Annotated in this window: 9 protein-coding genes and 7 tRNA genes; 3 read left to right on the forward strand and 13 right to left on the reverse strand. The window is 51.7% G+C overall.

Features of this window, described 5'->3' with window-relative positions; genetic code table 11:
* Nucleotides 1–82 precede the first annotated feature (82 nt).
* From QLG08_RS12020 to nagB, 12 genes are all read right to left on the reverse strand, one after another.
* Nucleotides 83–157, reverse strand: a tRNA-Gln gene (locus QLG08_RS12020).
* A 27-nt stretch (nucleotides 158–184) separates the two neighbouring features.
* Nucleotides 185–259 (reverse strand) — tRNA-Gln (locus QLG08_RS12025).
* 6 nt (nucleotides 260–265) lie between these two features.
* Nucleotides 266–342: transfer RNA gene (locus tag QLG08_RS12030), tRNA-Met, on the reverse strand.
* Between the two features lie 22 nt (nucleotides 343–364).
* A tRNA-Gln gene (locus QLG08_RS12035) sits at nucleotides 365–439 on the reverse strand.
* A gap of 34 nt (nucleotides 440–473) precedes the next feature.
* Nucleotides 474–548, reverse strand: a tRNA-Gln gene (locus QLG08_RS12040).
* Nucleotides 549–570: 22 nt separating this feature from the next.
* A tRNA-Leu gene (locus tag QLG08_RS12045) sits at nucleotides 571–655 on the reverse strand.
* A gap of 10 nt (nucleotides 656–665) precedes the next feature.
* Nucleotides 666–742, reverse strand: a tRNA-Met gene (locus QLG08_RS12050).
* A gap of 218 nt (nucleotides 743–960) precedes the next feature.
* On the reverse strand, nucleotides 961–2628 hold the full coding sequence (gene asnB / locus QLG08_RS12055) for an asparagine synthase B (RefSeq protein WP_013025032.1): 1668 nt from the start codon (nucleotides 2626–2628) through the stop codon (nucleotides 961–963).
* Nucleotides 2629–2932: 304 nt separating this feature from the next.
* Entirely contained in the window at nucleotides 2933–3685 is a 753-nt protein-coding gene (locus QLG08_RS12060; RefSeq protein ID WP_013025033.1) for an HAD-IIA family hydrolase, read from the reverse strand.
* 40 nt (nucleotides 3686–3725) lie between these two features.
* Nucleotides 3726–4946, reverse strand: a complete 1221-nt coding sequence (locus QLG08_RS12065) for an N-acetylglucosamine repressor (RefSeq protein WP_029569793.1) — start codon at nucleotides 4944–4946, stop codon at nucleotides 3726–3728.
* A gap of 7 nt (nucleotides 4947–4953) precedes the next feature.
* Nucleotides 4954–6102 carry an N-acetylglucosamine-6-phosphate deacetylase gene (gene nagA / locus QLG08_RS12070; protein ID WP_282472948.1) on the reverse strand — a complete coding sequence of 383 codons (1149 nt, stop codon included), beginning with the start codon at nucleotides 6100–6102 and terminating at the stop codon, nucleotides 4954–4956.
* A gap of 60 nt (nucleotides 6103–6162) precedes the next feature.
* Nucleotides 6163–6963, reverse strand: a complete 801-nt coding sequence (gene nagB, locus QLG08_RS12075; RefSeq protein ID WP_014593179.1) for a glucosamine-6-phosphate deaminase — start codon at nucleotides 6961–6963, stop codon at nucleotides 6163–6165.
* Between the two features lie 325 nt (nucleotides 6964–7288).
* On the opposite strand from nagB, the gene nagE reads away from it, so the two are divergent.
* The 3 genes from nagE (at nucleotide 7289) to QLG08_RS12090 (ending at nucleotide 11771) form a co-directional block, all read left to right on the forward strand.
* Nucleotides 7289–9325: an N-acetylglucosamine-specific PTS transporter subunit IIBC gene (nagE, locus tag QLG08_RS12080; protein WP_014593180.1), complete on the forward strand. Its 2037-nt coding sequence runs from the start codon at nucleotides 7289–7291 to the stop codon at nucleotides 9323–9325.
* Between the two features lie 151 nt (nucleotides 9326–9476).
* Nucleotides 9477–11144, forward strand: coding sequence for a glutamine--tRNA ligase (gene glnS / locus QLG08_RS12085; protein WP_282472949.1), 1668 nt, complete (start codon nucleotides 9477–9479; stop codon nucleotides 11142–11144).
* Between the two features lie 231 nt (nucleotides 11145–11375).
* Entirely contained in the window at nucleotides 11376–11771 is a 396-nt protein-coding gene (locus tag QLG08_RS12090) for a hypothetical protein (RefSeq protein WP_014606304.1), read from the forward strand.
* 60 nt (nucleotides 11772–11831) lie between these two features.
* Here QLG08_RS12090 and fur read toward each other — a convergent pair whose 3' ends face one another.
* Entirely contained in the window at nucleotides 11832–12275 is a 444-nt protein-coding gene (fur, locus tag QLG08_RS12095) for a ferric iron uptake transcriptional regulator (RefSeq protein WP_013025040.1), read from the reverse strand.
* Nucleotides 12276–12595 lie beyond the last annotated feature (320 nt).

The raw sequence follows: 12595 nt of genomic DNA on the forward strand, positions 1-12595 counted from the left end.
GTTGCCTTGAGGTGATGCGTGGCCTGTTTGACCGAAAGACAAAAACAACAAAGCCCGCAGAAGCGGGCTTTGTTGCTTAATTTGGCTGGGGTGCAGGGATTCGAACCCCGGAATGCTGGTATCAGAAACCAGTGCCTTACCGCTTGGCGACACCCCAATGGTGTCAAATCAAATTGTCTAAAAATGGCTGGGGTGCAGGGATTCGAACCCCGGAATGCTGGTATCAGAAACCAGTGCCTTACCGCTTGGCGACACCCCAAGAAAATGGTGGCTACGACGGGAATCGAACCTGTGACCCCAGCATTATGAGTGCTGTGCTCTAACCAGCTGAGCTACGTAGCCAAATTGTACTGCCTTTCGATGATGGCTGGGATACCTGGATTCGAACCAGGGAATGCCGGTATCAAAAACCGGTGCCTTACCGCTTGGCGATATCCCATTCGTCCACTCGCAGCCGCGAGATACATCGAAATTGGCTGGGGTACCTGGATTCGAACCAGGGAATGCCGGTATCAAAAACCGGTGCCTTACCGCTTGGCGATACCCCATCCATGCTGCCGAATCATGAAATGGTGCGGGAGGCGAGACTTGAACTCGCACACCTTGCGGCGCCAGAACCTAAATCTGGTGCGTCTACCAATTTCGCCACTCCCGCAGAAAAAAGATGGTGGCTACGACGGGAATCGAACCTGTGACCCCAGCATTATGAGTGCTGTGCTCTAACCAGCTGAGCTACGTAGCCATCTTTTTTTCGCGCAACCTTCATCGGCGTTGCGGGGCGCATTATGCGGAGTTGACTACACAGCGTCAACAAGTTTTTTGCCGTTTTTTGCCTTCAAACGCCTGTTTGTCTGGCTTATAACCAGGGTGATGCTTTATTCGGCAATTTTTCAGTGAATACAACGGCAATAACAAAAAAGATGGGCCGTATACGGCCCATATTGTCACTCAGTATAGCACTTATTTGTAGGCAGACTGGTGAACGCCTACGGCACGTCCTGACGGGTCATCCATGTTTTTAAAGGCTTCGTCCCACTCGATGGCTTTTGCCGATGAACAGGCAACAGACGGCCCGCCTGGTACGCACTCGGCAGCGCTCGGCAGTGGGAAGAGTTCTTCAAAGATTTCACGGTACAGGTACGCTTCTTTCGACCCCGGCGTGTTATACGGGAAACGGAAGTGCGCCGTCGCCAGTTGCTGATCGCTGATTTGTTTGGCCGCGACTTCTTTCAGTGTGTCAATCCAGCTGTAACCCACGCCGTCAGAGAACTGCTCTTTCTGGCGCCAGGCCACGCTTTCGGGCAGGTAAGAGGAGAAGCATTCACGCAGAATGTGTTTTTCCATTTTACCGTTGCTGCCGCACATCTTGTCTTGTGGGTTGATACGCATGGCGACATCCAGGAATTTCTTATCCAGGAACGGCACGCGTGCTTCAACGCCCCAGGCAGACATCGCTTTGTTGGCGCGTGCGCAGTCAAACATGTGCAGGGCCAGCAGTTTGCGAACGTTCTCCTCATGGAACTCTTTCGCGTTTGGCGCCTTATGGAAATACAGATAACCACCAAAGACTTCGTCAGCCCCTTCGCCCGACAGCACCATTTTGATGCCCATGGCTTTAATCTTACGCGACATCAGGTACATCGGCGTGGAGGCGCGAATCGTGGTCACATCATAGGTTTCAATGTGGTAGATCACGTCACGAATCGCATCCAGGCCTTCCTGCACCGTGAAGTGAATTTCGTGGTGCACCGTACCCAGATGCTCTGCCACCAGTTTGGCCGCTTTCAGATCCGGCGATCCTTCCAGACCGACCGCGAACGAGTGCAGCTGTGGCCACCAGGCGTCACTTTTATCCTGATCTTCCACGCGTTTGGCCGCGAAACGTTTGGTTACCGCTGAAATAATTGACGAGTCCAGACCACCAGACAGCAGCACGCCATACGGAACATCGGACATCAGGTGGCTTTTTACTGACTCTTCCAGCGCATGTTTCAGTTCTGCTGCGTCGGTCACGTTGTTCTCAACGTTCTGGTATTCCATCCAGTCACGTTGCCAGTAACGACGAATTTCACCGTCGGTGCTGGAAAGGTAGCTTCCCGGCGGGAATTCTTTGATTGAACGGCACACTGGCACCAGCGCTTTCATTTCTGAGGCGACAAACAGGTTACCGTGCTCATCGTTGCCCATATACAGCGGGATGATACCGATATGGTCACGGCCAATCAGATAGGTGCCTTTGACGCTGTCATACAGGATGAAGGCAAACATGCCTTCCAGTTCGTCAAGAAAATCGACACCTTTCTCCTGGTACAGCGCCAGAATCACTTCGCAGTCAGAACCGGTCTGAAACGCGTAGCGATCGCTTAATTTTGCGCGCAGGGCCTGATGGTTGTAGATCTCACCATTGACTGCCAGTACGTGGGTGTGGTCAGCGTTATACAGCGGCTGTGCACCGTTGTTCACGTCAACAATTGAGAGGCGCTCATGAGCAAGAATGGCGTGGTCATCGGCGTAAACGCCTGACCAGTCCGGCCCACGGTGACGCATCAAACGTGAGCTTTCCAATGCTTTTTTACGTAACTCAACGGGATCGCTTTTCAGATCCAGCACACCAAAAATAGAACACATATCTGACTCCTGAACTCACCTGCGGCGATGTAATTTTACGTTTGTCCGGCAGCCTGTGGCTGCGTGATGTATAAGAAAATGCGTTATTTACGGTCCCCAATGCAAGAGGAATCGTATTTTGCTGATGAAAATGTTGTTGTGTGGCGAGGTATATTGAATTTTATCTAACAAAATTGGTTTTTTATTGTTGAATCGGCAATGAAATGAAATTTCAGCACGCTTTTTGAGCGAGGATAACGGGCGCAGAGAGCCATAAAGGTGAGACGCACCACAGAATCTGGCAGTGCGTCATAAGAGAAATGAATCAAAAGAGGTCGATATCGGCAACAGACGGGAAAATCCAGTCAGGACGGAAAGGCATCGCATCAATGTCGGTAAGCGTGGATACGCCAGAAAGCACCAGAATCGTTTCCAGACCGGCCTGAAAACCAGCGAGGATATCGGTACGAAGATTATCGCCCACGATAACCGTTTCCTCTGAATGGGCCTGCATCTTGTTCAGCGCGGCGCGCATGATGTAGGGGCTGGGCTTGCCAACGTAAAATGGCCTGCGACCTGAAATCTTTTCAATACCGGCACACAGTGCGCCACAGGCGGGCACAAAGCCCCGGGCATGCGTATCGGGATTGGTTGCAATGAACCGCGCGCCGTTTGCCACAAAGAAAGCGGCCTTGTGCATCATGTCCCAGTTGAATGAGCGGGTTTCCCCGACGATAACGAAATCCGGGTTAACGTCAGTGATGGTAAAACCGGCTTTATACAGCTCGTGTACCAGCGCACCTTCGCCAATGACATAGGCTTTTTTGCCTTCCTGGCGGCGTAAAAAGTCCGCGGTGGCCATGGCTGAGGTGTAAAACACCGAATCCGGTATGTCGATTCCCGCTGAGGAAAAACGGTTTGCCAAATCACGCGCCGTTTGTGAAGGATAATTGGTCAGCACCACCAATGGCATGTCTTTCGCCAGGATGCGCTGCAAAAATTCTTTCGCGCCGGGCACTGCGGTATTGTCGTGCATCAGCACGCCATCGATATCACAAATTACATTTTTAATCGTCATAAAGGGGTTCCGATACGCGCCGCGCTGAGTAAGGCCGCGCTTAGTCTTCCAAAAGATGTTGCAGCAGAATGCCGTTTAACATCGCCCGTTTTGCCAGGGCAAAGGCCCCAATCGCGGAGCGGTGATCGAGTTGTGAACGCACCACCGGCAGATGTTTACGGAAGGCCGCCAGCGCCTGGGTATTAATGCAACTTTCTATGGCCGGGAGCAACACGCGTTCAGCTTCCGTAATTTCGCCGGCCAACACAATTTTTTGCGGATTAAACAGGTTAATGGCGATAGCAATGGCTTTACCCAGATAGCGACCCACGTATTCGACAACTTCACTTGCCAGCGCATCGCCCTGGTTCGCCGCCTGACAGATGTGCGGCATCTGGCAGGCATCCTGAGTTAATATGCTGGGGTAGCCTTTATTCAACAGCTCTCTGACGCGCTGTTCAATGGCGCCATTCGCCGCGATGGTTTCAAGGCAGCCAAAGTTACCGCAATGGCAGCGTTCCCCGAGCGGATCGACCTGAATATGGCCGATTTCACCCACGTTGCCATTACTGCCCAGGAATATTTGTCCGTTGGCAATAATCCCTGCGCCCGTTCCCCGATGCAGTCGCACTAATATGGAATCAGCACAATCACGGGTTGCGCCAAAATAGTGCTCTGCCAGCGCCAGACTGCGAATGTCATGACCCACAAAGCTGGTCACCTTAAAGCGTTTTTTCAGGTTGGCCACCAGAGGCCACTGGTCCACCGTAATGTGCGGCATATAACGGATAACGCCATTATGCGGATCGACCAGGCCAGGCAGAATCACCGAAATGGCTATCAGCTCACGAATTTTCGCTTCGCTCTGCTCAATAAAATGCGCAACGGCATCGAACAGCGCCTGCTCCAGCGTGTCCTGCGTGGTTTGCGGCAGGGGATAATCCTGCTGAGCCAGTGATTTGCCGCTTAAATCGAACAGCGTTAAGGTCGCATCGTTGCGGCCGAGGCGCACGCCGATAGTGTGAAAGTGGCGGGTTTCAGTGACGATGGAGATCGCGCGGCGTCCGCCAGTGGACGCCTGCTGGTCCACCTCTTTGATCAGGCCGCGCTCTATAAGCTGGCGGGTAATTTTGGTGACACTGGCGGGCGCGAGTTGGCTCAGATCCGCAATCTGAATGCGCGAAATCGGTCCCTGTTGGTCGATTAACCGGTAGACGGCTGCGCTGTTCAGTTGTTTGACAAGATCGACATTTCCAATTTGTGTCTGGCCGCCAGTAGTCATTCAGTGCTTACTCGCTCAGGACGTTATCTCCATTGACTAACGTCTTAATAATTTTAAAGTCGCGTGTAAATACGGTCAGATTGGCGAGTTTTCCTGCCTGGATAGTGCCTGACTGTTTTTCTACGCCCATTGCCCGTGCCGGATAAAGTGATGCCATGCGCAGCGCTTCATCCAGTGGAATGCCTGCATGTTCAACGCTGTTTTGCACGGCTTCGATCATCGTCAGTGCTGAACCGCTCAGCGTGCCATGTTCATCAACACAGAGTCCATCACGATAATATATTGTTTTACCAGCAAAAATAAACTTATCGATTGTGGCACCTGCGGGCGCAGTGGCATCGGTTACCAGGACCAGCTTGTCACCCTTAATGCGTTTGGCATTACGAACGTTAGCGTAATGAACATGTAAACCATCCGCAATGATGCCGCAGTATACATCAGGCGCATCAAACAGCGCACCGATTAGGCCCGGCTCACGCCCTGCAAAGGCCGTCATGGCATTATAAAGGTGCGTCGCAAAGGTGATGCCGGCGGCAAAACCCGCTTTGGCTTCTTCGAAAGTGGCATTGGAATGACCCGCAGACACCACAATACCGGCGTCGCTGAGTTGGCGAATCACGGCGCTTCCGACGCTTTCTGGCGCCAGTGTGACCTTGCTAATCACATCCGCATTCGCACACAGGAAATCGACCATCTTCGGATCGGGCTGGCGAATAAGGGCAGGGTTATGGGTGCCTTTTTTGGCGACGTTCAGCCACGGACCTTCCAGATGTAATCCCAGCAGAAAGTGGGGATACTTCTGCAAAAAGGCGCGCATTGTTTCGACGGCGCGCACCATGAGTTCGTCACTGCTGGTAATCAGCGTTGGCAGAAAGCTGGTGCAGCCGGATTTAACATTGGCGCGGTGCATGGTTTCCAGCGTTTCCACGCTGATGGCATGGATATCGTCATTAAACTGCACGCCTCCACAGCCGTTAAGCTGCAGGTCAATAAAGCCGGGTGCGATAATCGCGCCCCCAACATCCTGCTGTTCTATTTCTGGCGGCAAGGCTGCCAGAGAGCAAACCCGCTCAATTTTGCCGTCAGCGATGACGACAGCATGATGATCGAAAATGTCATCGCCGCTGTAGATACGGCCGTTCACTAATGCGTACATCTTGTTCTCCCGGCTTGCCTGCCGTTAACGCGTCTAACCGCAGGTGACGAAATGATTGTGTTAAACGCCCTGCATATTTTCCGCTTCCATTTCACGGAAGTATTTCACCGTTTTTACTTTTAGCTCCATGGTGGCAGGCTCATCACAGACCACCACGGATTTAGGATGAAGCTGCAGACAGCTAATCGTCCACATATGGTTCACGTTCCCTTCAACAGCAGCCTGCAACGCCTGGGCTTTTACGTGCCCGGTGACCAGGATCATGACTTCTTCGGCATCAAGCAGCGTACCAACACCGACTGTCAGCGCGTATTTGGGTACCTGATCCACATCACCGTTGAAAAAACGCGAGTTCGCTACGCGCGTGTCGTGCGTCAGGGTTTTAATCCGGGTGCGTGAAGACAGAGAGGAGGCGGGTTCATTAAACGCGATATGCCCATCGTTACCAACGCCGCCCATAAACAGGTGAATTTTACCCAGTGTCCGAATTTTATCTTCATAACGGCGACATTCTGCGTCAATATCTGGCGCATTACCATTCAGTAAGTTGATATTTTCTGGTTGGATATCAACGTGGTCGAAGAAATTGCGGTACATAAAGCTGTGATAGCTTTCCGGATGCTCTTTCGGCAAGCCAACGTATTCGTCCATGTTAAAGGTCACGACATGTTTAAAGCTGACCTGGCCCGCTTTGTGCATGTCAATCAGGTGTTTATAGGCTTCCAGCGGCGTTCCGCCCGTGGGCAGTCCCAGGATAAAAGGCTTGTCAGCACGGGGATTAAACGCATTGATGCGATTGACGATATGGCGTGCCGCCCATTTGCCGACCTGAGTTGGGGTGGATAAAGGAATCAGTCTCATATTGCACCTCGAATGTGAGTTAACGGTCAGACGTGCAGCTAATACGCGGGTCAGGCCTGAAGTGGCAGGCGCAAAGGGTGTAAGAAAGCGCACATCTTGATATTTCGCATCATAAAATAAGTTTGCCTTTATAGCCAGTGAGAGTGACCTTAAAAATCGATTTATGGTGATAATTGTCACAGATAGTAGCTATTAATTTGTGAAGCGAATTAAATTGTTATTACACTCCTCAGCATTGAGTGTAATGCCGTAAGAGGCTTGCTGCTGACATAACAACATTAAGCGGCAGCATAGCTACAGAGTCAGTTCATAGGGGGAAGGGTCAATGTTAAGTTATTTACAACGAGTGGGACGGGCGCTGATGGTGCCGGTCGCCACTTTGCCTGCTGCAGCAATACTTATGGGGATCGGCTACTGGATCGATCCGGACAGCTGGGGCGCGGGCAATGCCTTTGCCGCCCTGCTGATTAAATCCGGTGGCGCGATCATTGAAAACATGTCAGTGCTGTTCGCGATTGGCGTGGCGTACGGTATGTCAAAAGATAAAGACGGCGCGGCCGCACTCACCGGCTTTGTTGGTTTCCTGGTCGTGACGACGTTGTGTTCGCCTGCCGCCGTGGCGATGATTCAGAAAATACCGGTGGCTGACGTCCCTGCGGCCTTTGGGAAAATCAGCAATCAGTTTGTCGGTATTCTGGTTGGGGTTCTGTCAGCCGAAGTCTACAACCGCTTTAGCCATGTTGAACTGCCCAAAGCGTTCTCTTTCTTCAGCGGCCGTCGTCTGGTCCCGATTCTGGTCTCGTTCCTGATGATTCTGGTCGCGTTCATCCTGATGTATATCTGGCCAGTCATCTTTAATGGTCTGGTTAGCTTTGGTGAGCATATCCAGAAGCTGGGATCGGTAGGGGCTGGCGTCTATGCCTTCTTCAACCGATTGCTTATTCCGGTAGGCTTACATCATGCGCTGAACTCCGTGTTCTGGTTCGACGTCGCGGGCATCAACGACATTCCTAAATTCCTCGGCGGTGCGCAGTCGCTGGCGAATGGCACCGCTATTCCGGGCATCACGGGCCGTTATCAGGCGGGCTTCTTCCCTATCATGATGTTCGGTTTACCCGGCGCAGCGCTGGCGATTTACCATTGTGCTCGTCCTGAAAATCGGGCGAAGGTCGGCGGGATCATGTTGGCGGCGGCTTTTGCCGCCTTCTTTACCGGCATTACCGAACCACTGGAATTTTCCTTTATGTTCGTGGCACCGGTACTCTATGTCATCCATGCTGTGTTGACCGGTCTGTCTGTGTTTATTGCTGCCAGCATGCATTGGATTGCCGGCTTTGGTTTCAGCGCGGGGCTGGTGGACATGGTGCTCTCATCCCGCAATCCCCTGGCGACGCACTGGTACATGCTGATTCCGCAAGGGCTGGTGTTCTTCGTTATCTACTATGTTGTGTTCCGTTTCACCATCAAAAAATTCAACCTGATGACGCCGGGCCGTGAACTGGCGGTTGCTGGCGATGAAACCGATGGTTATGACGTGAATGTGGATACTACCGACAACGGTGAGAGCGCGACCGAATCTCTGGCGCGTCGTTACATTGGCGCGGTGGGCGGTTCAGACAACTTAACCGCGATCGATGCCTGCATTACGCGTTTGCGTCTGAATGTGAAGGATGCCGGGCAGGTTAATGAAGGCGTGGCGAAACGCCTGGGTGCCTCAGGTGTGATCCGCCTGAACAAGCAGAGCGTTCAGATAATCGTCGGCACACAGGCTGAAAGTATCGCCATGGCCATGAAAAAAGTGTTGGTGAAAGGCCCGGTTGCAGCCGCTACCGCCAGCACCGCCAGCGCACCCGCTGCGGCCAGCGACGTGAAACCTCAGGCTGTGTTAAACAGTGAAAAACGCGTTATCGCGACCTTAGTGGCGCCCGTAAGCGGTGAAATTGTGCCGCTGGATGCCGTACCGGATGAGGCTTTTGCCAGTAAAGCGGTCGGCGACGGTGTGGCAATCAAACCCAGCGACAAGCGCGTTGTGGCCCCCATTGCGGGCACAGTGGTGAAAATCTTTAACACTAACCATGCGTTCTGCCTGGAAAGTGAAAACGGGGTGGAGATCGTGGTGCACATGGGGCTGGATACCGTGGCGCTGGGCGGTCAGGGCTTTACCCGTTTAGTGGAAGAGGGCGCTCAGGTCACGGCAGGTCAGCCGGTGCTGGAGATGGATCTTGACTATCTCAACGCCCATGCCCGCTCGATGATAAGTCCGGTGGTGGTCAGCAATATTGAAGACTTCGCAGGATTAACGCTGTTGACGCAGGGCCAGGTGATCGCGGGTGAAACCCCGCTGTATGAAATTAAAGGCTAATTCGCTGTATCAACAACAAAAGGCAGGAAGCGATTCCTGCCTTTTTTATTTTAAACGCCCAACAAACGGTTGTTTCTCTGCAACGCTTTGTGGATCATACCCGGATATTACGTGGTATAAACCACCCTTTCTACGCGTTGAGGATTTTGAGATGAGTGAGGCTGAAGCCCGCCCAACTAACTTTATTCGTCAGATTATTGACGAGGATTTGGCGAGCGGGAAGCACAGCAGTGTGCATACCCGTTTCCCGCCAGAGCCAAATGGTTATCTGCACATCGGTCATGCTAAATCAATCTGCCTGAATTTTGGTATTGCACAAGACTATCAGGGCGAGTGCAATCTGCGTTTTGACGATACCAATCCGGTTAAAGAGGATATGGAATTTGTTGAGTCCATCAAGCGTGATGTGCAGTGGTTGGGTTTTTCGTGGAGTGGCGACGTTCGTTATTCATCTGACTATTTTGATCAGCTTTACCAGTATGCGGTTGAACTGATCGGAAAGGGACTTGCCTATGTTGATGAACTGACCCCTGAAGAAATTCGTGAATACCGGGGAACGTTAACCGCGCCGGGTAAAAACAGCCCATACCGCGATCGCAGCGTGGAAGAGAACCTTGCCCTGTTTGAAAAAATGCGCAACGGTGAATTTGCAGAAGGTAAAGCCTGTCTGCGTGCAAAAATTGATATGGCTTCCAGCTTTATCGTTATGCGCGACCCGGTGCTGTACCGCATTAAGTTTGCTGAGCATCATCAAACCGGCAACAAATGGTGCATCTACCCGATGTACGATTTTACCCACTGCATTTCCGATGCGCTGGAAGGCATTACGCATTCACTCTGTACACTGGAGTTCCAGGATAACCGCCGTCTGTATGACTGGGTGCTGGACAACATCACGATTCCGGTTCATCCACGTCAGTACGAATTTTCGCGCCTGAATCTTGAATATGCGGTGATGTCAAAACGCAAACTCACGCAGCTGGTCAGTGAGAAGCATGTGGAAGGCTGGGACGATCCCCGTATGTTAACCGTGTCCGGCCTGCGTCGCCGTGGTTATACCGCGGCCTCAATCCGTGAGTTTTGCCGGCGTATTGGTATCACCAAGCAGGACAACATTGTTGAAATGGCCTCGCTGGAGTCTTGTATCCGCGACGATCTCAACGAAAATGCGCCACGCGCGATGGCGGTGTTGGATCCGGTTAAGCTGGTGCTGGAAAACCTGCCGGCAGGCCATAACGAAGTGCTTAGCATGCCGAACCATCCTAACAAACCGGAGATGGGGACGCGCGACGTGCCGTTCAGCCGCGAAATCTGGATCGATCGGGCCGATTTCCGTGAAGAAGCTAACAAGCAGTATAAACGCCTGGTGCTGGGTAAAGAGGTGCGCCTGCGTAATGCGTACGTGATCCGAGCCGAGCGCATCGCGAAAGATGAAGAAGGCAATATCAACTGCATCTACTGCACCTGTGATGTGGATACGCTGAGCAAAGATCCTGCTGACGGCCGTAAAGTTAAAGGCGTGATTCACTGGGTGTCCGCTGAACATGCGCTGCCCGCTGAGTTCCGTCTTTACGATCGCCTGTTTAGCGTACCCAATCCTGGCGCGGCAGACGATTTCCTGACCACGATTAATCCCGACTCGCTGGAAGTCAAACAGGGCTTCGTTGAACCCGGCCTGCGTGATGCGGTGGTCAGCGCGCCTTACCAGTTTGAGCGCGAAGGCTACTTCTGTGCCGACAGCGTTTATTCAACCCCTTCACAGTTAGTGTTTAACCGCACGGTAGGTTTACGCGATACCTGGGCGAAAATCGGCGAATAATTTCTCTGTGATGTTGACCGCAGGGTAATCGAAAGGGCGACTTATCGCCCTTTTTTATTGCAGCGATTTTTTTTAGTACCGACGTTTCTCCTGAGCAGAGTCAGAGTATTAATTTTATTTTTGTGGAACCGCTCTCAGTTTAATTTTTTTAATAAATTTCCCAGTGTTAATTCTTTTTTTTCAGGTACGCTAACCCTCTGAAGTATCAGTTTGTGGGTTTAAAAGGAAAAAATGACACTTTTTGCACAGGAAGCCAAACATAGCGTTGTCGTGTTACATCAGCTTATTGAACATATTTTTAATCATGTTCGGGATGGTAGCGACAGTTTTCATCTGCTGCTCTCGCACTTTCATCCCGATTTTAAGATGGTCACGCCGCAGGGAAAACAGCTGAATCTGGATCAGGTTGAAGATCTTTTTCGACGACTGCAGGGGGCAAGGGAAGGGATGCGCATTGCGACCAGTGAGCATGTAATTCTTTCTGAGCATGCGAACGAAGTGACGATTCAGTATCGCGAACTGCAGATGATGAATGGTGAAAATAAAAGCCGTATTTCGCTGGCGATTCTGGACTGCACCACCTCTGTTCCACGCTGGCGCTACCTGCAGGAAACGCTCGTGACCTGAGCGACAGCAATAAAAAAGCCGATGTGAACATCGGCTTTTTTACTTTGTACCCGAAAGCGCTTATTTGTCGTGCAGCGTTTCGTCTTCACGGCAGTCGCCCAGTGCACAGTGGCCGTACAGGTACAGGCTGTGGTTGGTGAGCTTAATACCATGACGGGTCGCGATTTCACGTTGACGCGTCTCAATGGATTCGTCACTAAATTCAATCACTTTACCGCAATCCAGACAGATCAGGTGGTCGTGATGGTGCTGCTGCGTCAGCTCAAACACCGATTTACCGCCTTCAAAGTTGTGGCGGGTCACGATGCCTGCATCGTCGAACTGGTTAAGCACACGGTAGACCGTGGCCAGTCCAATCTCTTCGCCCATGTCGATCAGGCGTTTATACAGATCTTCCGCGCTGACGTGATGGCATGCAGGTTCCTGAAGCACTTCCAGAATTTTGAGTCTGGGCAATGTGACTTTCAGGCCAGCCTTCTTTAATGCGGTATTGTTGTCAGTCATGCGGATATTGTCCTGTTACTTTAGTCACTCTTGTGGCACGTAGCCTGTATGTCGATCGACCGCCATTCTCATTTGCGTCTCATTATAGAACTGATGCGCTGAAATGAAAACCGATGTCCTTGCGATGCGCCAGCGGCGATGTTCGCTGCGCATGGCATGGAAAGCGGACGAGTCGCATTTCGCGTTTTGTCATCTCAGTTCCAGGGAAATAAGCAGATGATCGATGCGGGTATTCTACAGATTAAATGGGGAAAGTTACAAAAATGTAGCTATTATTTTTATAGGAAAAGCCGTTTGCCCAGTGTGAACCTGCGTCCACA

The sequence above is a fragment of the Pantoea sp. V106_11 genome, from assembly GCF_029967885.1.
GTDB lineage: Bacteria > Pseudomonadota > Gammaproteobacteria > Enterobacterales > Enterobacteriaceae > Pantoea > Pantoea ananatis.